We start from the raw sequence: 20750 nt of genomic DNA, 5'->3' as shown, positions 1-20750 counted from the left end.
ACAAAGGGCTTGAGATATTTCTCAAGCCCTTTTCTATTCGAAAATTGAAAGCTATTCAGTGTCATCAGTCATTAATTTAAAGCCTAATCCGACCAACACCACCCCGGTCGTCCCTTCCATCCAACGCATAAATGCGCTATTTTTCAGCAAATTTTTTGCCGAACTCAACGTTCCAGCCAACCCACACTGCCAAAGCATTGCAATCACAAAATGAATCGCAGCCATTAATAACGACTGTAGCAAAGGAGAATATTCAGGATTGATAAACTGCGGCAAAAAAGCCAAGTAAAATACCGCGGTTTTCGGGTTAAGTACGTTAGATAAGAAACCTTCTCGTAGCGAACGGCGAGGATTTAGTTGTGTATGTTGCAGGGTAACAATATCGATCCCGCTCGGTGACTTCATTAAAGTACGTAAACTAGACAAGCCCAGCCAAATCAAATAAGCCGCACCGATCATCTTCATCACCTGAAACAACTCAGCCGATTGAGTTAAAATCGCCGAAATACCGATCGCTGAAAACGTGGCATGGACAAATAGACCAATACAAATACCCAAACTGGTGATACAGCCATCAGCCATGCCCGCTCGGGACGTATTACGGATCACTAACGCGGTATCTAAACCCGGCGTTAAGGTTAAAATAGTTATCGCAATTAAAAACGCTTCAAAATTCTGAATATACATAATCTCTCACACAAGTCACTGACACCAAATTGCGTAGAGACAGTTTACAAAGAACAGACTAAGCCCTCTTTGCACTGCCTTCCCTAGCGGTTGTTGCGGCTCTGAATGATATAACGATTCAGATCACAAAATCGTTATACCTGAGAGTCAATCACTTGTCTGTAATATTTTTTTACCTTTTGAGCAATTTTCTTTGGCTTAGAAACCAGCTTGGGTAAACTGCGTTCCTAGCGCCATTAATTGGTCGGTCCCCTGAATATCAGTCGCTTGTAAAGGGATCGGATAACGCTTGAGATGGGAAAACTGCTGATCAATTTCCTGTAAATGTTGTTTTTCCTGTTGACGCCGCAAGGCTAAAAATTCGCCATCCGCATGAGTCGGTAAAATGCGGTTAATCACAATCCCGGCGACAGGTAACTTTTCATCGGTCAGTGAGCGTACCGCTCGCGTGGTTTCCAAAATTGGCAGTTTTTCTGGGGTTAATACAAATAAAATCGCCGTTTGTGAACCATCCAAAAACGTTTCTCGCGTTCGCTGTAATAACCGTTGTCGATTAAGTAAAATTTCCGCAATTGCTTTGTGTCGTTCATCAAGACCACTGGTAGCATGCTCTTCTGGACTGCTCAGTGGGTTATCAATATCTTTACCACTATTTGGCGTTAAGTGATCAAGCACCTTGGCAAACTTGTCCGATTGTTGGTTACTTTTCAGCAATCCTTGTGTCCAAGCCGCCATCGCTTCTGGAAGAGCGAGTAAACGTAAAGTGTGGCCGGTGGGCGCGGTATCAAAAATCACTAAATCATAGTGCTGTAGACCATGCTCTAATGTACGTGCAATACACTCCAATAACGCCGCTTCTTGTGCGCCGGGAGATTGCCCCGTTAAACGAATTTGCCGCTCAACGGCACCATAAAGCTCAGGACGAGTAAACCGTTTTAACTGGCGGCTGACTTGCTCAAGATGACGAACCACTTCTTCATCTGGGTCAATTTCTAAACCGTCAAGATTCGGGGCAACTCGGGTGATTTTATCGCCGATCGGTCGGTCAAAGGCATCGGCTAAGCTGTGCGCAGGATCGGTGGAAACCACTAATACTCTCCGACCTCTTTCTGCTGCTAACAAGGCTAACGTTGCTGAAGTGGTGGTTTTACCTACCCCACCTTTTCCGCCAACTAAAATCACTCGTTGATTATTCAGTAATAACGCCACCGCTCTCTCCTCTCTGTGAATGTCTGGCCGCTTTTGTGTTTAACAACATCTAAATTGATCGAGCGGTGAATGAGCCATCCCCATGCGCAGATGCCAATCATGAAAACGCTCCATTAATAGAGGTTGTAACTCCAGTGTGTAATAACTCGCCGGATTAGGTACCCCCATCATCTCGGAGAAGATCAGCAACATAAACAAATCGTCTTGCTCGCGCTTAGCGCGAGCAATGGCCGAACGATATGGCGCGTTATAAATTTCTTCTGCGTAATGATTAGCGAGCTTAAAACAAGCTCGGATCTTACTCAGTTTCATTCAACACCGCCTCCTTCTTACTTTTAATCAATTTATTCAAGGCGGAAGCGCACTCTAAGGTGATCAAAATAGCAGCAATCAGTACGATAATATCGAGCGTAAATAAGAACCAATCTTGCTTATCGTAAAAGCTTTTCAACTGAATCAATAAACCTAAGGTAGTCATAATTAATAAAAACACTAGCGGTACTAAGGTGTAATACATTGGCCGCCCTAAACGTACTAACATCACCGTAATAACAAGCAAGGTTAATCCTGCCAATAACTGGTTAGTGGTACCAAATAACGGCCAAATCAGTAGACCACCCGAACCATCGCCACCAGCACCAAACGCTAACAAAACACAAGATCCAACCGCTAAGAGCGTCGCGGGTAGTGCTTTTTGCATCCAACTAATGTTATAAATATTCCCCCACTCTTGGAAAATATAGCGCTGCAAACGAAGCCCCGTATCCATCGTTGTCCCTGCAAAAAGAACAACCATTACGGTTAATAACGTTTGTGACAGCGTAGTATCTAACCCCAAACCTTGCTGAAGTATGTTGGCACCACCATTAATAAACGCACCAACGCCGCCTTGACCAAAGCCATGATAAACCGCCTGCCAATCAGCTAAGGTCGCAAAACCTGCCGTTGCCGCAATAATCGCCGCTAACGCTAAAGAGCCTTCACCAATTGCACCAAAGTAACCAACAAAGCGGACATCCGGTTCTTTATCTAACTGTTTAGACGTGGTACCACTCGCCACTAAACCGTGGAAACCAGAAATCGCACCACAAGCAATCGTCACAAACAGCAATGGGATCAGTGATGGCGTTCCCTCTGGTAAATTAGTGTTAAACGCTGGAGCCACCACATCAGGACCGGCGAATAAGACCGCACCGTAAACTAAAAACAAACCAATGAATAATTGAATGCCGTTAATATAATCCCTTGGCTGCAGCAGCATCCAAACCGGTAATAAAGAAGCGATAGCTGCATAGGCAAACAGAATGATGATCCAGCTCTGTGTAGGATTCAATCCCATCAAAGTATCGGGCAAAGAAAGCGGCATCATAGGGCCAACATAAATCATTGCGTACAGAGCAATAACCCCTAATAGCGAGACCATCGCAAGCCCGATATAACGACGATAAATCAACTGACCAATCACCAAAGCCACCAAAATCGCTCCCCACACAGGGATAGTAGCACTGGGAAAGCTGATTAACTGACGGGCAATGACCACAGCGAATACCGCATTCACCATCAGTAGTACAAGAAAGATAACGATCATAAATAGACTGCGTGCACGAGGACCGATAATGTCGCCAGTTAACGCACCAACCGATTTAGCTTTATTACGGTTACTGGCCCAAATCGCTCCAGCATCGTGTACCCCAGCAAAGAAAATCGTGCCAAAAACAACCCAGATAAAGGCTGGAACCCAGCCCCAAATCACAGCAATCGCAGGACCAATAATCGGCGCTGCCCCAGCAACCGACGTAAAGTGATGCCCCCACAAGACATACTTATTGGTTGGTACATAATCAATTCCATCATTCATTTCATGAGCGGGGGTTCGAAAATGCGGGTCGACTTTAAAGATTTTTTCACAAATAAATTTCGAATAAAAAATGTAACCCAGCGCCATGGCGCCTAAGCCCATTAGCATCAGGAATATTGCATTCATGTCTACCTCCACTGTAGCGTTCATTATTGTTATGCACGAAAAGATAGTAATACCTTTACATTCACCTCAGAAATAAAAACACAACAAATTTGAACATCTTCGCAACCTATTTGTACTATTAGTGAGCCACTTCTCAGTTAATTTTTTCGCATTAACCTTAAGATCTTCCATGCAGCCTATGCAAAAGTGGATAAAGAAAATAATAGATAACGGGTGCAAATCAAGACTCCATCATATAAAGGACAGTGACGGATCATCAACTAGGGATAGAAATTTAGCGCGTATCAGGCTCATTAATTGAGCCTAAACAACAACGATTAGCCAGCACAGTCAGAATCCCCTATTCTATAGACTCTGTTTTCTAGCACTGCCAATCAAGGCTCTACCTATTCACCATCGTGAGCCAACGCATCATCGAATAAGGAAATCAACATGGCTTTTACCGCTCTGATTGAACATTTTAAAAAAGTTGCCCACTTTGAACATCTCAGCTCGATTTGTGGTTGGGATCAAGCTGCGGTTATGCCCGCGGGCGGAGCTCAAGCTCGCTCCGAAGCGATGGCACAATTATCCGTTCATATTCATCAGTTACTGACTGAGCCACAACTGGCCGAGTGGTTCGCTCGCAGCCAAGAGCAGCTCGAAACCGCACAACAAAAAGCGACTTGGCGAGAAATGCATCGTCAATGGCAACTGGCCAATGCGCTGCCAGAATCTTTGGTTAAAGCGCAATCCCTAGCAGGATCTCAGTGTGAGCATGCTTGGCGCAGTCAACGTAAAAATAACGACTGGACTGGTTTTGAAAAAAATTGGGCCGAAGTGGTCAAACTGTCTCAAGAAGAAGCGCAAATTCGCTCTGATATCACCGGTCTTAGTCGCTACGATGCCATGCTTGATCTCTATGAACCAGGGACAAACAGCCAAGCGCTGGACAAGGTATTTAATGAAGTAAAAACTTGGTTACCTTCTTTAATTGATCAGGTTCTAGAAAAGCAAAGCCACGAACCGATCATTTTACCGACGGCTCATTATCCGGCAGACGAGCAAAAAGCCCTTGGTTTAGAGGTAATGAAGCTACTGCAGTTCGACTTTAATCACGGTCGACTGGATCAAAGTACGCACCCATTCTGCGGTGGCGTACCCAGTGATGTACGGATCACCACTCGTTATAACGAAGCCGAGTTTACTCAATCGTTAATGGGTATTGTCCATGAAACCGGTCATGCGCGTTATGAACAAGGCTTGCCAAAAGCCTTTGCTGGTAATCCAGTTGGTCATGCTCGCTCAATGGGGATTCATGAATCTCAATCGCTATTTTTTGAAATGCAATTGGGCCGCAGCGCACCGTTCATCGAACATTTAGCCACCCTAGCTCAGCAACATTTCTCAGCGAATGAAAGTGCCGTGTTCGCCGCTGATAACTTCCAAAAACTCTACACCCGTGTGGAAAAAGGCTTTATTCGCGTTGATGCCGATGAACTTACTTACCCAGCTCACGTTATCTTACGTTATGAGATTGAACGTGATCTAATGAACGGCCACATCAAACACACTGATGTACCAGAGTTATGGAATGAAAAAATGGGCGCTTATCTTGGCCTTTCCACCGCTGGCAACTATCAAAATGGCTGTATGCAAGATATTCACTGGACAGACGGCAGCTTTGGCTATTTCCCTTCCTATACCCTTGGCGCTATGTATGCCGCGCAATTTATGGCCACCATGAAGCACAGTGTTGATGTAGAAGCAGCGATTGCTCGTAAAGATCTCAGCCCGATCTTTACTTGGTTGAGTGATAATATCTGGAGTCAAGGCAGCCTGCTGACGACTGACGAATTGGTGAAACAAGCGACGGGTGAAGTGCTTAACCCCGTACACTTCAAGGCACATTTAGTGTCGCGTTATTTGGGTTAATTAATCAACGTAGCTAACACCGCTGTCGCTTCCGATAGGAAAAAGACAGATCCAAACGGGAGACTTTTCGTCTCCCTGTTTTTATTCTTCAACTTGATTTAATGCCTTGATCCATTTAGCTGGCACACCACCAACCAAGGTATCAGGAGCAACATCTTTGGTCACAACGGCTCCGGCAGCCACCACCGAACGAGCGCCAATCGTCACGCCTTGGCAAATAACAGCATTTCCCCCAATCCAAACATCGTCTTCAATCACAATTGGCGCACATTGAAAGGTCCAACCACGTCGCTGCTGATAATCGAGCGAATGAGTGGGTGTATAGAATTGGCTATTGGGGCCAATTAACACATTGTTTCCAATGATGATCGGCGCATTATCCAACATCGTCACTCCCATATTGATGTAAGTATCGCTGCCAATCGAAATCGTTTTCCCGTACTCACAAAAGAACGGCGGGCAAACCACCGTATTCTCACCAACCTGTTTGAATAGTCTCGCGAGATAAGGCTGAGCCGCGGCAAACTGACGAGAATTTATCTCTTTAAGTAGATCAAATGCTTGGTTTCTTAGCATACCAAATTCAGGGCTATCAGAATCATGCGCTAAACCTAAGGTCATTTTTTCAAATTCATTCATAAGGTAAGGACTCTCTTTCTATCAGGGATAATCCCCGATATAAACAGATCATAAGAACCATGCAAGGACGCCGCCCACACTCTGTGAAGTGATGACCAGACTCTGACTTAAGTTATCCCTCACACCACTAAAATTCGCAAAACGCAAAATAAATTGCACTTTGCAAGGCAAAGTATGAAACTAAATGATATTAAACTCAAACAAGCACTGATTTTATGGACATTCGTAGCATTGAAAAGTTGGCACGCTAAATGCTTTGTATAGATTGATCCTTTTAAGCCGAGGATCACCTAGCCAACTGACGTTGTTAGTGAATAGATTTTGTTCACATTTTTAGCCAGCCGCCCTTTGCGACTGGCTTTTTTATTTTCTGCGTGATTAAGATCAGGCTGACTGCTGCGGACGCTTTGAACCGAGCAGTAAACTGCTATACCCTTGCTGATGGATTGAATCATTCGTTAAAAGTGACACTGTCATTTAAAATAACCATAATCAACAAGGAATAGTGATGCAGCAACACCTGACTGCTTTTATTAACAATGGAGTACACTACACTCCGCACTCTTTTTCCCTGCCCTTAAACTACAACGACCCGAACTCAAGCACTATTACGGTTTTTGCACGGGCGATTCGCTTAGTCTCTGATGGCGAGCAACAAAAACCCTGGTTAGTCTATTTTCAAGGTGGTCCGGGCTTTGCGGCGCCGCGTCCTAATGGCTTATCCGGCTGGTTAAAACGCGCGCTACAAGATTATCAAGTCTTGCTGCTTGATCAACGCGGCACCGGAAATAGCACGGTGATCTCCCACCAAACCTTATCGAGCATGAACGCCAATCAGCAAGCAGAATATTTAAGCCATTTCCGCGCTGATAATATCGTACGCGACGCGGAAGCCATTCGTGAAGCGCTCGGGGTTAAGCAATGGGCGATTTTAGGCCAAAGCTTCGGTGGCTTTTGCTCACTGACTTACTTATCCTTGTTTCCTGATAGCTTATCTCGCGCATATATTACCGGTGGCGTGCCATCGTTAACCGCCCATGCTGATGAAGTCTACCGCGCGACGTTTGCTCGTACTTTAGAAAAAAACCACGCCTTTTTTGCCCAGTTCCCCCAAGCGCAAACCTTATGCCAGCGCATAGCCAACCATCTAATAAAAAACCGTGTCAGCTTGCCTAATGGTCAAGTGTTTACCGTTGAGCAGTTTCAGCAGATCGGCATCAACTTTGGTATAAGTGACAGTTTTCTGCCTACTTATTATCTACTGGAAAACGCCTTGATCACGGTCGATGGGCAAGAGACCTTGAGCTATGAGTTTCTTCATCAGATGCTCATGCAACAAGCATTTCAAACCAACCCTATCTACGCCATTTTGCATGAATCGATTTACTGTCAGCACAGCGCTTCGAATTGGTCCGCACAACGTATTCGCCAAGAGTATCAAGTCTTTGAGTATCAGCCTGATCAGACTTTCTTATTTACCGGAGAGATGGTTTTCCCTTGGATGTTTGAACAATACACCTGCTTAAAACCACTGCAAGCGGCAGCACAGCAGCTAGCCGCCAAAAGTGATTGGCCTGCACTGTATCATCCGCAGGTGCTGGCGCAAAATAAGGTGCCGGTCAGTTGCGCGGTTTACGCTGATGATATGTTTGTTGATATGGATATTAGCCGCGCGACCCTTAAGCAAATTGCCAACTCAACAGCGTGGATCACCAATGAGTATGAACACAACGGACTTCGCGCCGATGGTGAGCGAATTTTAGATAAGTTAATCAATATGGGCGATCAAATCGCAGCAAATATTGACGCTCAAAAACGAATGGCTTGATGGCGGTTTAAGCTTGCCGTTAACTTTCGTGACATCCAGATCATAAAAAGCGCCGTTGGCGCTTTTTTCTGTCAACTAATTGCTATCAACTAACTAGGTATTTAACAAAGCAGTTGCTGCAATTTATATTCAACCATCGGATCGCCGGGGACAATCTGTTGAGCAAATTCTAATAACTGCACCGCATCCTGCGGGTTTTCATGCTGATGCTTAATAGCAATATCCACCAAAGGCTGGATATCAATATTGGTTTGATGCTGTTTAATATGCGCATTTTTCTCAGCCATCAATACATGATGCGCGGTACTGAGTAACCCTAAACGATGCCTAGAATTGGCATTGGCTTTATTCAGACACTGATAATAGTCTTCTTTAAAACGCAACGCTCTGGTTTGATTACGAAACTGAGCGATATCAATATGTTGATGACGAATAAAATCTACCGCCACCTGTTTGTAAAAGCCAAATTGATTGAGATAATTAGCATGAGTGCCATGCCCCATACCAAATACCCTTAAGTGAGTTAATTGCGGGTAGCGTTTGGCATGCAGTCGGTCGATGTGATTCGTCGGGTCGTAAATGATGTACCCCTTCGCATCCCCTAAATCGAGATCGTGATAATCACCCTGCCAATCATATTGCTGCGCCAGCTGAGTGCTGGATCGGTCGTCCCAAGGGACAATTTGTTGGTTTTTGGTGCTCACCGGATAAAAAAGCAAAACTTGATTTAGCTTTAGTAAATTAGCGAACGCGCCCACCGCAAAGCCACCACGACTCAGCCCATAACCTAACCGCGACTTAAACGGGCTCAATAAGGTTGATAATTGCTCTAAAAAGAAAATTAAGTTGCGACTACGAAACCAATTACTTTTCCCTAAATGCTGAAAAGCAATAATATTAACCTCTTGCTTTTGGGCAAGACGATAGCCCCAAGGCGAAAAATTCGAATCTAAGTCCTGTTCCTGTAAATTCGTTCCTGCTGGTGAGAAGGTAAATAACAAGGGTTTATTTAAATCAACAAATTGATATTTCACAAAAATGTCATCAAGTAAATCCTCACCAGACATCGGTAACTTGGCCTGTTGTTCGTCTTTGGAAAGAGACGCCCATTCATCCAGCCAATACAGTAACTTCATTTATCCTCCATCTAAATTGCATTACGCAATTGTGTTTAAAAATACCGTGAATTTCCCCGCTTATTCGGGCTCTTTCCTCTCGAAAAACCACTGCCGAGCTTGTTGATAACAATCATCAACAGCTATCTTTTGTTGATGAATAAACTGCTCAGCGATATGGTTATAAAAACTTAACTTTTCAGTATCATTTGAACGAATACCATGCCCCATGCCTGATATCGGCACTTGAATTAGCTCTGGGTAACGTTGAGCATGCAGGGCATCAATGGGATCGTTAGGGTCGTAAATAATATAGCCTTGGGCTGCGCCAAGATCTTTATCATGGTATTTCCCCTGCCAATCAAATTTTTGGGCTGCTTCGGTACTGACACGTGTATCCCACGGCACCAACTGTTTATTTTTGGTACTCACAGGGTAAAACAGCAGCACATGATTAAGCTGCAGTAAATTGGCAAACGCCCCAATCGCAAACCCACCCCGACTTAAGCCATAACCTAAGCGCAGGGGAAACCGGGCCAGTAATGGCGCAAGTTGCTCAAGGAACTCAATCAAACTCGGGCTTCGAAACCAGTTCGTCATTCCTAGGTGCTGAAAAGCAATCACATTAACCTGTTGCTGCTGAGCGAAATCATAACCCCAAGGAACATAATCAGCATGCAACTCTTGCTGACGAACATCACTGCCCGAAGGTGAAAATAGAAATAGTAATGGCTGGTCGATATCCACAAGCTGGTAACGGACAAATACATCATCAATTAGGTTCGAGCCTGTAAAAGGTAACCTAGCCTGCAACGCCGGATGAGAAAGCGATAAAGCTTCATTAAGCCAATACAGTAACTTCATTACTTTCCCCGACGAAAAATCAAACCGCGCACCTTAGCAAAAATCCAACAGAAATGATATGCACTAAGCAAATCCGTCAATGATTCACACTTCCTTGCCAATCTGTTTGCAGCTTGTTAGTTAATAACGGCATACTCAACATAATCAACTGAATGCTTAAAAGTAGGTATCTCTGTGAGGTGATTTTTATGGTTAGCATTCAATAATCAAGGACTTTAACACTCGGTAAGGAAGGTAACCAATGCTAACATTTAATACTTTAAAGCAGCGTCACCGTGCAGAGCGAGATCAATACCCTAGCGCCCTATCCATTCGTGTCCATCGCGCGCTCAGCTGGCTGAATAAAGCCGAACAGTGCAACGATGACGATTCCGCCTTTCTGTTTTTATGGATAGCGTTTAATTCTGCCTACGCCCAAGATTTTGAACAAAAAAGTAGCTTTGGTGAGCGCGGCTTATTTCAAGAGTTTTTAAGCAAATTAGTTGAGTTAGATAAACAGCAGCAATTAAGCGCGATTGTCTGGGAGCAATACTCTGGACCTATTCGCTGCATTTTAGACAATGAATTTATTTTACAAGCTTATTGGGATTATCAAGCCGGCCGGATTGACCAAGAAAGTTGGAAACAAGCGTGCAGCAAAGCTAAAATCGCCGCTAACCAAGCACTGAGCCAAAATGATACGGCTTCAGTATTATCGATTGTATTCGCTCGCCTTTACACCTTAAGAAACCAAATGATTCACGGTGGCGCAACCTTTGGCAGTTCCGCTAACCGCCAACAACTACGCGATTGCACCAGCCTACTGCAACACCTTGTCCCCACCTTAATCACCATTATGATGAACAATAAACAAGCCATGTGGGGCGAGCCAGTGTATCCGTTGGTGTGATGTGCTACTCGCTTGCTACCACCTACAACACCGAATGGTTTGGCATATATCTATATTTAAGCTTTATTCTTTCAATTTAAAACGCGTATCCATATCTATTTTATACCTGTGCTGTTAATTGCTTTTGTGGCTGGCTGCTTATCTCCACCGCCCACACTTGCTCGCCAAAGCTATTTAGCCAGCGTTCGAGCTGTTTTGAGTGAATCACCGTGGCGCGGATCTGGTAGTGGTTTTCGTATTCTTCGACCTGCTGATCGCTGGCGAGAGGGGTTTCCAGCAAATGAAAGCCCGCCACTTTACTGATGTTAAATTGCACTTGGCAGTGCTGGCCTTCGCCAAACCCAAAGCGACCATCGCCGTCGTATTGGCTTAATCGAAACTCTGCCGGTCGCAAGAAAGTAAAGGTCGACACCAGCGCTTTATTAATCCGATGCAGAGCTAAACTGCGCTCGTTAGCATAGCCATTAAAGCGACACACTAAATACAAGCGATTACCTTGCTGAGCGAGGCCAAGGGGCATGACCGTGGCGCTTTTTTGTTCTTGTTTGGCATTGTGATACTCAATATCCAGCAAGCGATCATGAAACAGCGCTTCACTCACCGCCTGAAAGACGTGGTTATTAATGGTTGGTGGCAATAACGGCTGAGTTTCACTGACTACCCGCACTTTTTTTAGCCATTCCCGCTCCTTTTGGCTGCTGGCCGTCGGCGCTAACGTATGTTTTGCTTCGCGGAAAAAACTTTCTAATGAGAGAGCTAAATTGGCCGGTAATAAATTGGCTAAATAATCTTCCGCTAAGTTAAGCAGCAGCGCCTCACTAGGCGAAAGTTTCGGTAAATGAAAACCATGGCTGTGCTTGCACCATCGGTAACCATAAGGCTTGCTGCGTTCATCCCGCTCAATATCAAAATGTTGCGATAACATATCTAACGTGCGCTGGACACTGCGCAAATCACGTTGAATGTCTAAACCCAGTAACTGCTGATGAATCTCACTGGCGGTCACTTGGCCTGTTTTTGGAATGCGCTTCAAAATTTCAAACGCAATATGTAAGGATTCTTGGGTCGATGCTCGTTTCGCCATGCTGGTATCACTTTACTAAGGGGTTATTTAACGATTTGGTAATGTTTGATCACTTTCAGTGAGCAGCACTTCGTACTTGAATCCAAGAGGCAAAACAGTACCCGAGGATAGGATTTCCAAAATTGATGCTGACACTGCAAACCAAGCAAGCAGAACGAAGCACGGTCAATCATCATAGCGGCCTTATATTGCCTCTGTTGCATTGATGTTGGTTATACCCAATATGCAAACAGAAGTTAAGCAATCCAGTGTGCATTTAGTGGTGAATTAAGAATAACGTGAGCTAAGACAAATTGCGTCGCAGCACATTGTATAAATAGCAATCAATCAGTTAGCTACTGTGCCACCTTTACTCGACCACCTCTTATTGAACACCATGACTGTTTTAAACTCGGTCAATAAACATCAATAAGGCAACGATATATATACTGGCACTATCCTTGCTTACTTTTTAATCAAGAAGAAGATATCGCTTAGCTACGACACATTACGCCGCAAGACTCGCTAAGCTATCGCTATTAAAAAGCATTTAAATCGTGAATATCCAGTAAGGAATAGCGAGTATGAGCAAAGTGTTATCTGATACGGTAAATCTAGAACCTAAAATGACTTGTGTAACGGGTCAGACATCCGAACCTATGATTAATCATCAAGCTTACCGTCATGCTGAACACACGATGCAGGCATTAATCAAAGAAAATCAGCAACTGCTTGCTAAAATTGCCAGATTAGAATATCAGCTCAATCATGATGGTTTAACTGGTTTAAATACTCGTGAATATGGCATGTTAATCCTTGAACAATGGTTACAAAGTCAATCTACATCGCCACTTGCCATTGTGTTTATCGATTTAGATAACTTAAAGATGATTAATGATCAGTTTGGGCATGCGATTGGCGATAGAGCCTTAGCTCACATCGGGCGTATTCTCAAAGAAATAAGCAATGACGATCACGATATCGCTCGATTTGGCGGTGATGAGTTCGTAGCGTTGTTACCAGGATATGATGATATTAAAGCCCAACGATGGTGTACGGCCCTTGAGCAAAGATTGTCAGGTTCACCTTTCACTTGGGTAGATAATACGCCTTTCCACGTTACGGTATCTGCTGGTGTTTATATTCATCAGAATACCCCCAAACGAGATGCCTCACACAATCCTACGGCACATTCTCTTATCGAATTGGCTGATCAGTCTATGTATCAAGTCAAAAAATTCAAAAAACATCATCAACCCGTGACCGATGAGAATGGTTACTCAGTCATTAATGAATGATTTACGGTCCTCACTCACTCGGGCGGTTAAAAACGCTTTACAGATATGGCTGACACACCGCATACTCTCGGTAATTTCAAGTTACCCACAATCGTCTTATGATCCAGTCTGCTCTGTTTGCATTGTTTATCGCTCTGGTCAGTTTTCCTGACTGGCTTAACTTAAATGCTATTCAAGAGAAACCGCTGGCGGTATCCACTCAGACTCATCACCACTTGGCTAGCGAACAAGCGCATCCTGAACAATATTCACTCGCGGTGATCGCACGCAGTGAGCCAAACCGCGCAACACCCATTCGCCTAATCTCTGATGATAATGACGATATCGAGCTAAAGAAAGACGCTCCCTTTTATCTTGCTCTTGCACTGAGTGTCGCGGCGATCATATTGTGGTTTTACTTTAGTCAATCCACGCTGTTTTTTATCCGCAAAGCTCTGCGATTTTCCAACCTCTATTCACGTTTCGCTCACGCTTAGCTTTTTTCAATCAAACCGTTCGTTATTATTTTTTTGATTGAGGAAAGGTATTGTGAATACGCTATTGTCTATTTTTTCTGCCTTATGGCATCAAGATCTGATTGCATTACAGCACATCGATCTTTCGTTATTGTATCTCTGCATCGGGTTACTGATTTTTGTTGAGAGTGCTTTCCTGCCTGCTGCGCCTTTACCGTGTGATAGCATCGTTATCTTGTGTGGTAGCCTTGCTGCTGTCGGCATTTTGAATTTATACGCCGTGATTGGCGTGCTGATCATCGCCGGATGGTTAGGAGGAGCAATGGCATTTTACCAAGGTCATCAATTGAAAGAATGGCGTATGGTGGCTTCTTGGTTAGGGAAAGTTCCGGCTAAACAATGGGATACAACAGATCGTTTAATTCATAAATACGGCATGCTGGCGATGTTTATGGCGCGTTTCTTACCGGTTGTGCGCTCTTTATTGCCGATGGTCATGGGCCTGAGAAATGCGATATCTCCAACGCGTTTTTTATTGGTTACCCCCTTGAGTGCCATCGCATGGGTTCTTTTTCTGGTCTTTTCAGGTTATGGCGTGTCATTACTACCTGATAACTTATCGAAAATTGCCAATCATATTTTGATTCTCGCCCCGTTGATGACGTTGTTGATTGGTGTCGTAAGCCTACTCATTGGTTGGTCTGTCCGCCGACGTGCTCAGCAAAAAATATCGCCTATTCATCGCGAATCAAATTAATAAGCTTTCATTCTCTATTATCAAAAAAGGCCATGTAAACACAGTTACTTGGCCTTTTACTTTTTTCGTAACCTTAATGACAGAGGTTAAATTTCCCGATAAACGCCCATCTCAATTAATCGATCCGAGGGAATATTCAACCGCTCAGACGTTCGTAATGCATGCTTGCTCAGCAAAATAAATAGCTTGGCCTTAAAGTCATGCCATAAGCCGATTTTTTGTGCTTGGATATGCTCAGCAGAAAGGAAAAAAATCGTTTCATTAGGATGGAGAAATAGCCCCTTTAAAGCACAAGAGTGCATCACTTGGTCTATTTCTAAGGTTTCTTGATATCCCGTATGAATGATCACCTGCCAAAACGTCTCTGACAGTTGGGTTATCTCCGCTCGACGACAGGGATGAACATAAGGCTGCGATTCACTTTGAAAAGTCATCAAGACATTACGCTCATGCAACACCTTATTGTATTTTAAGTTATGGATCAGTGACCGAGGCACATGAGCGCTCGAACGAGAAAAATACACAGCGGTACGTTGGGTACGTTGAAAGGTTTCCCCTTCGAGTGATGTGATCATTGCCGGTAACGATAAATCACTCCCGGATTGTTCCAATAAACGCTGTTTCTGTTGCTGCCAGATATACATAATAAGGAATACACCACCACCAAGCACGATTGGTAGCCAGCCACCATGACTAAATTTAGTCGATGTCGAGATCAGTAATAATACGTCCAAAGAGATGAAAATAGCGCCCATGACAATGACGTAACGTAACCGCCAATGCCAGCCATAACGCATCACCACCAAGATTAATAATGAAGAGATGGTCATGATCGCAGTTACCGCAATCCCATAAGCGGCGGCTAAATTTGCCGAGGATTTAAAACTCGCCATCACCATCATCACTGAAGCGAATAGTAATAGATTCGCTGCTGGCACATAAATTTGTCCTTGAGAGTGCGCTGAAGTATGAGTAATTTTTAATGGTGGCAGATAACCATAGTTCATCGCTTGACGAGTCAATGAGAAAATACCAGAGATCACCGCTTGAGAAGCGATGATCGCCGCTAACGTTGCCAAAATAATCAACGGCCACAGTAACGAATGGGGGACTAATCCATAGAAAGTTTGCCTTTCTATGCCTTGTGTTTGAAGTAAATACGCACCTTGCCCAAAGTAGTTAAATAGCAAACTGGGTAAAACAATAGTAAACCAAGCCCATCGAATCGGTGTAATCCCAATATGGCCCATATCGGCGTATAACGCTTCAACGCCAGTCACCGACAGTACGACAACACCGAGTATAATTAAGCTATAAGCGCCGTGAGTAGCAATAAAATGCCAAGCATAATATGGATTTACTGCAGCCAAAACCTGTGGTTGCTTGATGATAGCGATGAAACCTAAAACGCCCAGTGTGATAAACCAGAGCAACATAATGGGCGCAAAAAAACGGCCAATCAACTCTGTTCCCAATACTTGAATAGCAAATAACGCGCAGATGATCGCTAAGGCAATTGGCAAGACATAAGGCGCTAAGCTGGCTTTAGCCACGGCTATCCCTTCAACCGCAGAGAGCACCGACATCGCTGGTGTAATCACCGCTTCACCAAAAAAGAACCCTGCGGCTAATAAACCCAATAGCAGAACCACGGGTTTGAATGAATGAGGACAATGAGTTTTGGCAATACTCGCTAAGGTTAAGATACCGCCTTCACCATTTTGATCCGCTTGGGTGATGAACAATAAATACTTTACCGACACGATGATAATAAATGCCCAAAAGACTAACGAGAGTATTCCCAATACATTGGTTGGATTAATAATAAGGGGATGATGGCTAAAAAACACTTCTTTCAATGCGTATAAAGGGCTAGTTCCAATATCACCATAAACAATACCGACAGCCAATAGAGCAAGCGAAGACGTACTTTTTTGTGATGGTTTCATTTTCCTATTGCGCTTTCAGCGCATCCTATCTGAATAGAGATCCCCATACTAATCAGATGGATTTAAAGAAAATGTATAAAACAAGACGAGAGATATATAGAAAATATAAAATTTCAGCGCCAAAGGACATTCAGTTGCAGTCAATGCTCAATGAGTCATGCGACTTATCTTCGCTCAACGGCTCCTTTTGACAATCAAATCAATTGTTGCACTTAGTATGGCCATGGAGATAGCTGAACGCTATCTCCAAAAAATGATTATGGCGCTGGAACTCTCACCGAGCCTTCCATTAATATCCGAGCACTGCGACTCATCACCGCTTTAGTGATCCGCCAAATAGGTGGTGTGTCTTCTTCAATAACGGTCGACTCAATCGTAGCGCCGACCGTTAATAGGCCAGAAGGATGCCCCAAAGTAACTTGACTTCGTTGACCGCCTCCCGCGGCTTGATTGACGACCGTGCCGGGAACGCACGCCGCTGCGGCAATGGCAACGGCAGCGGTTCCCATCATCGCATGGTGTAATTTCCCCATTGACAGTGCACGTACAAGGAGATCAACTTCAGCACTCTCAATCTGTTTTCCGCTAGCGGTGAGGTAGGCTTTCGATGGCGCGACAAAAGCAATTTTAGGCGTATGTTGACGCGCTTTAGCTTGTTCTAAATGCTCAATCAAGCCCATTTTTAACGCGCCATGCGCACGGATCATTTCTAACTTAGCGAGCATTTCAAGATCGGTATTGACCGCCTCTTGGCCTTCATCGCCTTGATAACCCAGTCGGTGAGCATCAAGAAAAATGGTCGCAATCCCTGCATTAATCAACGTCACCTCAATATCACCAAGACCGGGGATGGATAAGCAGTCACGTAGATTACCCGTCGGAAATATCGCGCCTTGCCCCTCAGCAGGTTCTATAAATTCAACCTGAATTTCAGGCGCAGGAAACGCGACGCCATCAAGCTGAAAATCACCGATTTCTTGAACTTGACCGTTGACGATGGGTACATGAATGATCAGCGTTTTTTGAATGTTGGTTTGCCATACTTTTACCTCCACCACGCCCTGTTCAGGGATACGAGCAGGGTCAATCAACCCCGCCTCTATCGCAAAAGGACCGACTGCCGCAGAAAGGTTACCGCAATTACCACTCCAATCAATCTGCGGTTGGTCGATAGCGACTTGGCCAAACAGATAATCGATATCGTGATCCGCTTGCTGACTTTTCGAAATCAGCGCAACTTTACTGGTACTCGAACTTCCCCCTCCCATACCATCGATCTGCTTGCCATAGGCATCAGGACTACCTATCACTCTCAATAACAGTCTATCGCGATACTCGCCAGATAATTGGGCATCAAGAGGGAGATCGGAGAGCTTAAAAAACACGCCGTTACTGGTGCCACCTCTTAAATAGGTGGCGGGAATTTTTATTTGCCGCACTGAACCAACGGTACTGTCTGAGGCAGTAGAGACTATAGAATGAACATGACTCATAACGGCTTCTCTTTAGTTAAAAATTGTTCGGCAAAACGAGGTAATACCCCACCCGCTTGATAAACGTCGAGTTCATCTTCGGTTTCAAGGCGGCAAATCACTGAAACAGAGAAAGAAGACTGATCTCGGCGAGTGATGGTCAACGTGAGTCTCGCATTTGGCTGGATCACTCCGCGGACATCAAATAACTCGCTGCCGTCTAAATCAAGGGTTAAACGGTTCATCCCTGTCATAAATTGCAGCGGCAATACTCCCATACCAACTAAATTGGTGCGATGAATGCGCTCAAAGCCTTCGGCAACAATCGCCTCAACGCCAGCTAAACGTACCCCTTTCGCCGCCCAATCACGAGATGAGCCTTGGCCATAATCGGCACCAGCAATAATGATTAACGGTTGTTGGCGTTCTAGATAGGTTTCTATTGCTTCCCATAGTCGAGTGACTCGCCCTTCTGGCTCAATCCGCGCTAGCGAGCCTTGTATCACTTCGCCGTTCTCTTTGACCATTTCATTCAATAGTTTGGGATTAGCAAGCGTGGCGCGTTGCGCTGTTAAATGATCGCCGCGATGAGTCGCATAAGAGTTAAAGTCCGCTTCGGGAACGCCCATGCTGGCTAAATACTCTCCGGCTGCACTATTCGCTAAAATCGCATTCGAGGGAGAAAGGTGATCAGTTGTGACATTGTCACCTAAAATCGCTAACGGACGCATGGCAGTTAAACTCGGCTTGCCAGCCAGCGCACCTTGCCAGTAAGGAGGGCGTCGAATATAAGTACTGTGAGGACGCCAATCATAAAGCGGGGACGTTGGCTGAGTCGAATCCTGTAGCTGAAACATTTGAATATACACGTGCTGATATTGCTGCGGCTTAACGCAGCTCTCGACCACGGCATCAATCTCTTCATCACTCGGCCAGATATCCGCTAAGTAAATCGGGTTGCCCTGACTGTCCACACCAAGCGCATCTCGCTCAATATCAAAGCGAATGCTGCCAGCAATCGCGTAGGCGACGACCAGCGGTGGTGACGCTAAAAAAGCGTGTTTGGCATGAGGATGAATCCGCCCATCAAAGTTACGATTACCAGATAAGACTGCAGTGGTATAGAGATCACGGGCAAGAATTTCTCGCTCAATGGCCGGATCCAACGCACCGCTCATTCCATTACAGGTTGTACAAGCGTAGCCAACAATCCCAAATCCTAGCGTTTCAAGTTCGGTTAATAAGTTGGCTTCTTCTAAGTACAGTTTGGCGACTTTAGAGCCGGGCGCAAAGGAGCTTTTCACCCAAGGCTGACGTATCAAGCCACGCTGATTGGCTTTTTTAGCAAGTAATCCCGCCGCGACCAAATTGCGCGGATTACTGGTATTGGTGCATGAGGTGATCGCTGCGATGATCACCGCCCCATCAGGTAAGCCGAATTGAGTACTCTCTTGTCTTAGCGTATGGGCGATACCGCGCTCAACCAATTGTGAGGTAGGTAAACAGCGATGGGGTTGAGAAGGCCCAGCCATGGTGCGTTCGACTTGAGAGAGATCAAAGGTTAAGACTCTTTCATACTGCACCTCGAGCAACTCATCAGCCCATAAGCCAGTCTGTTTAGCGTACTGCTCAACTAACGCGATTTGATCTGGTTCGCGGCCCGTGAGCTGAAGATAACGTAGCGTTTGCTGATCGATATAGAACAAACCCGCGCTAGCACCATATTCTGGCGTCATGTTGGCGATGGTGGCGCGATCGCCAATCGTCAGTTGATGGGCTCCTTCACCAAAAAATTCTAAATAGGCTGAGACCACTCGCTGCGTACGCAAAAACTCGGTTAATGCTAATACAATATCGGTCGCGGTAATTCCAGCTTGGCGCTGGCCGATAAGCTTTACCCCGACAATATCCGGTAAACGCATCATCGATGGTCGGCCGAGCATGACGGTTTCCGCTTCTAAGCCGCCAACACCAATGGCAATAACCCCAAGAGCATTAATATGAGGGGTATGGCTATCGGTCCCCACACAAGTATCAGGGAAGGCAACGCCTTGCTTCAGTTGGATGACTGGCGACATTTTTTCTAAATTGATTTGATGCATAATGCCATTGCCAGCGGGGATCACGCTGACATTTTTAAACGCGTGTTTGCACCATTCAATGAAATGAAAACGGTCTTCATTGCGTCGGTCTTCAATCGCACGATTTTTTGCTAAAGCATCGGCGTCAAAACCAGCGTGCTCGACCGCTAATGAATGGTCAACAATCAATTGCGTTTCGACGATGGGGTTGACTTGCGCTGGATCGCCGCCTTGCTCAGCAATCGCATCACGTAGTCCGGCTAAATCAACCAAAGCGGTTTGACCTAAAATATCATGGCACACTACACGCGCAGGATACCAAGGAAAATCCCGATCTTGCTTACGCTCAATCAACTGTGTTAATGCTGACGTAAGTTGCTCACCAGGACAACAGCGCACCAGATTTTCGGCCAGTATCCGCGAGGTATAAGGCAGCCTCTGATACGCATCAGGCTTGATGGCGTTAATCGCTGCGCGAGCGTCAAAGTAATCTATCTCGGTTCCGGGTAAGGTTTGTCTAAAACGACTCTTCATTCTCTTTCTTTG

Annotated in this window: 17 protein-coding genes; 6 read left to right on the top strand and 11 right to left on the bottom strand. The window is 44.9% G+C overall.

All coding sequences use genetic code 11. The features are described from left to right. Positions 1–51: 51 nt before the first annotated feature. The 4 genes from FKN88_RS01825 to FKN88_RS01810 form a co-directional block, all read right to left on the bottom strand. Entirely contained in the window at positions 52–687 is a 636-nt protein-coding gene (locus tag FKN88_RS01825) for a LysE family translocator (RefSeq protein WP_154168243.1), read from the bottom strand. A 198-nt stretch (positions 688–885) separates the two neighbouring features. Continuing rightward, positions 886–1896: an ArsA family ATPase gene (locus FKN88_RS01820; RefSeq protein WP_154168245.1), complete on the bottom strand. Its 1011-nt coding sequence runs from the start codon at positions 1894–1896 to the stop codon at positions 886–888. Positions 1897–1935: 39 nt separating this feature from the next. After that, positions 1936–2208 (bottom strand): cory-CC-star protein, encoded by a 273-nt coding sequence (locus FKN88_RS01815; RefSeq protein WP_040904321.1) that lies wholly within the window; start codon positions 2206–2208, stop codon positions 1936–1938. Next, positions 2195–3880 carry a carbon starvation protein A gene (locus FKN88_RS01810; protein ID WP_040904322.1) on the bottom strand — a complete coding sequence of 562 codons (1686 nt, stop codon included), beginning with the start codon at positions 3878–3880 and terminating at the stop codon, positions 2195–2197. Before FKN88_RS01810 ends, FKN88_RS01815 begins: the two co-directional genes overlap by 14 nt. A gap of 432 nt (positions 3881–4312) precedes the next feature. Here FKN88_RS01810 and FKN88_RS01805 point away from each other — a divergent pair, with 432 nt between their 5' ends. After that, complete coding sequence (locus FKN88_RS01805; RefSeq protein ID WP_306687157.1) at positions 4313–5794, top strand: carboxypeptidase M32; 1482 nt, start codon at positions 4313–4315, stop codon at positions 5792–5794. Between the two features lie 81 nt (positions 5795–5875). Here FKN88_RS01805 and FKN88_RS01800 read toward each other — a convergent pair whose 3' ends face one another. After that, complete coding sequence (locus FKN88_RS01800) at positions 5876–6433, bottom strand: sugar O-acetyltransferase (protein WP_154168249.1); 558 nt, start codon at positions 6431–6433, stop codon at positions 5876–5878. A gap of 508 nt (positions 6434–6941) precedes the next feature. Here FKN88_RS01800 and FKN88_RS01795 point away from each other — a divergent pair. After that, positions 6942–8261, top strand: coding sequence for an alpha/beta fold hydrolase (locus FKN88_RS01795; RefSeq protein ID WP_154168251.1), 1320 nt, complete (start codon positions 6942–6944; stop codon positions 8259–8261). A gap of 101 nt (positions 8262–8362) precedes the next feature. Here the strand turns inward: FKN88_RS01795 and FKN88_RS01790 are convergent, their stop codons facing one another. After that, a complete protein-coding gene (locus FKN88_RS01790; protein WP_154168252.1) occupies positions 8363–9397 on the bottom strand; it encodes a cytosolic protein in 1035 nt (344 codons plus the stop codon). 60 nt (positions 9398–9457) lie between these two features. Further along, a complete protein-coding gene (locus tag FKN88_RS01785; protein ID WP_154168254.1) occupies positions 9458–10240 on the bottom strand; it encodes a cytosolic protein in 783 nt (260 codons plus the stop codon). Between the two features lie 241 nt (positions 10241–10481). Here FKN88_RS01785 and FKN88_RS01780 point away from each other — a divergent pair, with 241 nt between their 5' ends. Continuing rightward, positions 10482–11129, top strand: a complete 648-nt coding sequence (locus FKN88_RS01780) for a HEPN domain-containing protein (protein WP_154168256.1) — start codon at positions 10482–10484, stop codon at positions 11127–11129. 100 nt (positions 11130–11229) lie between these two features. Here the strand turns inward: FKN88_RS01780 and FKN88_RS01775 are convergent, their stop codons facing one another. Next, on the bottom strand, positions 11230–12213 hold the full coding sequence (locus FKN88_RS01775; RefSeq protein ID WP_154168258.1) for a YafY family protein: 984 nt from the start codon (positions 12211–12213) through the stop codon (positions 11230–11232). 563 nt (positions 12214–12776) lie between these two features. On the opposite strand from FKN88_RS01775, the gene FKN88_RS01770 reads away from it, so the two are divergent. The 3 genes from FKN88_RS01770 (at position 12777) to FKN88_RS01760 (ending at position 14702) form a co-directional block, all read left to right on the top strand. Further along, complete coding sequence (locus FKN88_RS01770; protein ID WP_306687156.1) at positions 12777–13490, top strand: GGDEF domain-containing protein; 714 nt, start codon at positions 12777–12779, stop codon at positions 13488–13490. A gap of 98 nt (positions 13491–13588) precedes the next feature. Then, positions 13589–13966, top strand: coding sequence for a hypothetical protein (locus tag FKN88_RS01765; RefSeq protein ID WP_154168262.1), 378 nt, complete (start codon positions 13589–13591; stop codon positions 13964–13966). Positions 13967–14018: 52 nt separating this feature from the next. Beyond that, positions 14019–14702, top strand: a complete 684-nt coding sequence (locus tag FKN88_RS01760; protein WP_004395317.1) for a DedA family protein — start codon at positions 14019–14021, stop codon at positions 14700–14702. Positions 14703–14788: 86 nt separating this feature from the next. Here the strand turns inward: FKN88_RS01760 and FKN88_RS01755 are convergent, their stop codons facing one another. The 3 genes from FKN88_RS01755 to acnD all read right to left on the bottom strand — a co-directional run bounded on the left by FKN88_RS01755 (position 14789) and on the right by acnD (position 20738). After that, entirely contained in the window at positions 14789–16651 is a 1863-nt protein-coding gene (locus tag FKN88_RS01755) for a potassium transporter Kup (protein WP_158138418.1), read from the bottom strand. A 257-nt stretch (positions 16652–16908) separates the two neighbouring features. Then, positions 16909–18144 (bottom strand): 2-methylaconitate cis-trans isomerase PrpF, encoded by a 1236-nt coding sequence (gene prpF / locus FKN88_RS01750; protein ID WP_306687155.1) that lies wholly within the window; start codon positions 18142–18144, stop codon positions 16909–16911. After that, a complete protein-coding gene (gene acnD / locus FKN88_RS01745; RefSeq protein WP_154168266.1) occupies positions 18141–20738 on the bottom strand; it encodes a Fe/S-dependent 2-methylisocitrate dehydratase AcnD in 2598 nt (865 codons plus the stop codon). Before acnD ends, prpF begins: the two co-directional genes overlap by 4 nt. Positions 20739–20750: the final 12 nt, after the last annotated feature.

This window comes from Vibrio sp. 2017_1457_13 (assembly GCF_030851525.1).
Taxonomy (GTDB): domain Bacteria; phylum Pseudomonadota; class Gammaproteobacteria; order Enterobacterales; family Vibrionaceae; genus Vibrio; species Vibrio metschnikovii.
Note: the sequence above shows the minus strand (reverse complement) of the source record. Positions and strands in the feature narration are given on the sequence as shown.

What these genes read in the sequence shown, in the direction of transcription:
- FKN88_RS01825 (WP_154168243.1), bottom strand. Translation starts at nt 687, where the DNA reads ATGTATATTCAGAATTTTGAAGCGTTTTTAATTGCGATAACTATTTTA.
- FKN88_RS01815 (WP_040904321.1), bottom strand. Translation starts at nt 2,208, where the DNA reads ATGAAACTGAGTAAGATCCGAGCTTGTTTTAAGCTCGCTAATCATTAC.
- FKN88_RS01810 (WP_040904322.1), bottom strand. Translation starts at nt 3,880, where the DNA reads ATGAATGCAATATTCCTGATGCTAATGGGCTTAGGCGCCATGGCGCTG.
- FKN88_RS01805 (WP_306687157.1), top strand. Translation starts at nt 4,313, where the DNA reads ATGGCTTTTACCGCTCTGATTGAACATTTTAAAAAAGTTGCCCACTTT.
- FKN88_RS01800 (WP_154168249.1), bottom strand. Translation starts at nt 6,433, where the DNA reads ATGAATGAATTTGAAAAAATGACCTTAGGTTTAGCGCATGATTCTGAT.
- FKN88_RS01795 (WP_154168251.1), top strand. Translation starts at nt 6,942, where the DNA reads ATGCAGCAACACCTGACTGCTTTTATTAACAATGGAGTACACTACACT.
- FKN88_RS01790 (WP_154168252.1), bottom strand. Translation starts at nt 9,397, where the DNA reads ATGAAGTTACTGTATTGGCTGGATGAATGGGCGTCTCTTTCCAAAGAC.
- FKN88_RS01785 (WP_154168254.1), bottom strand. Translation starts at nt 10,240, where the DNA reads ATGAAGTTACTGTATTGGCTTAATGAAGCTTTATCGCTTTCTCATCCG.
- FKN88_RS01780 (WP_154168256.1), top strand. Translation starts at nt 10,482, where the DNA reads ATGCTAACATTTAATACTTTAAAGCAGCGTCACCGTGCAGAGCGAGAT.
- FKN88_RS01775 (WP_154168258.1), bottom strand. Translation starts at nt 12,213, where the DNA reads ATGGCGAAACGAGCATCGACCCAAGAATCCTTACATATTGCGTTTGAA.
- FKN88_RS01770 (WP_306687156.1), top strand. Translation starts at nt 12,777, where the DNA reads ATGAGCAAAGTGTTATCTGATACGGTAAATCTAGAACCTAAAATGACT.
- FKN88_RS01765 (WP_154168262.1), top strand. Translation starts at nt 13,589, where the DNA reads ATGATCCAGTCTGCTCTGTTTGCATTGTTTATCGCTCTGGTCAGTTTT.
- FKN88_RS01755 (WP_158138418.1), bottom strand. Translation starts at nt 16,651, where the DNA reads ATGAAACCATCACAAAAAAGTACGTCTTCGCTTGCTCTATTGGCTGTC.
- prpF (WP_306687155.1), bottom strand. Translation starts at nt 18,144, where the DNA reads ATGAGTCATGTTCATTCTATAGTCTCTACTGCCTCAGACAGTACCGTT.
- acnD (WP_154168266.1), bottom strand. Translation starts at nt 20,738, where the DNA reads ATGAAGAGTCGTTTTAGACAAACCTTACCCGGAACCGAGATAGATTAC.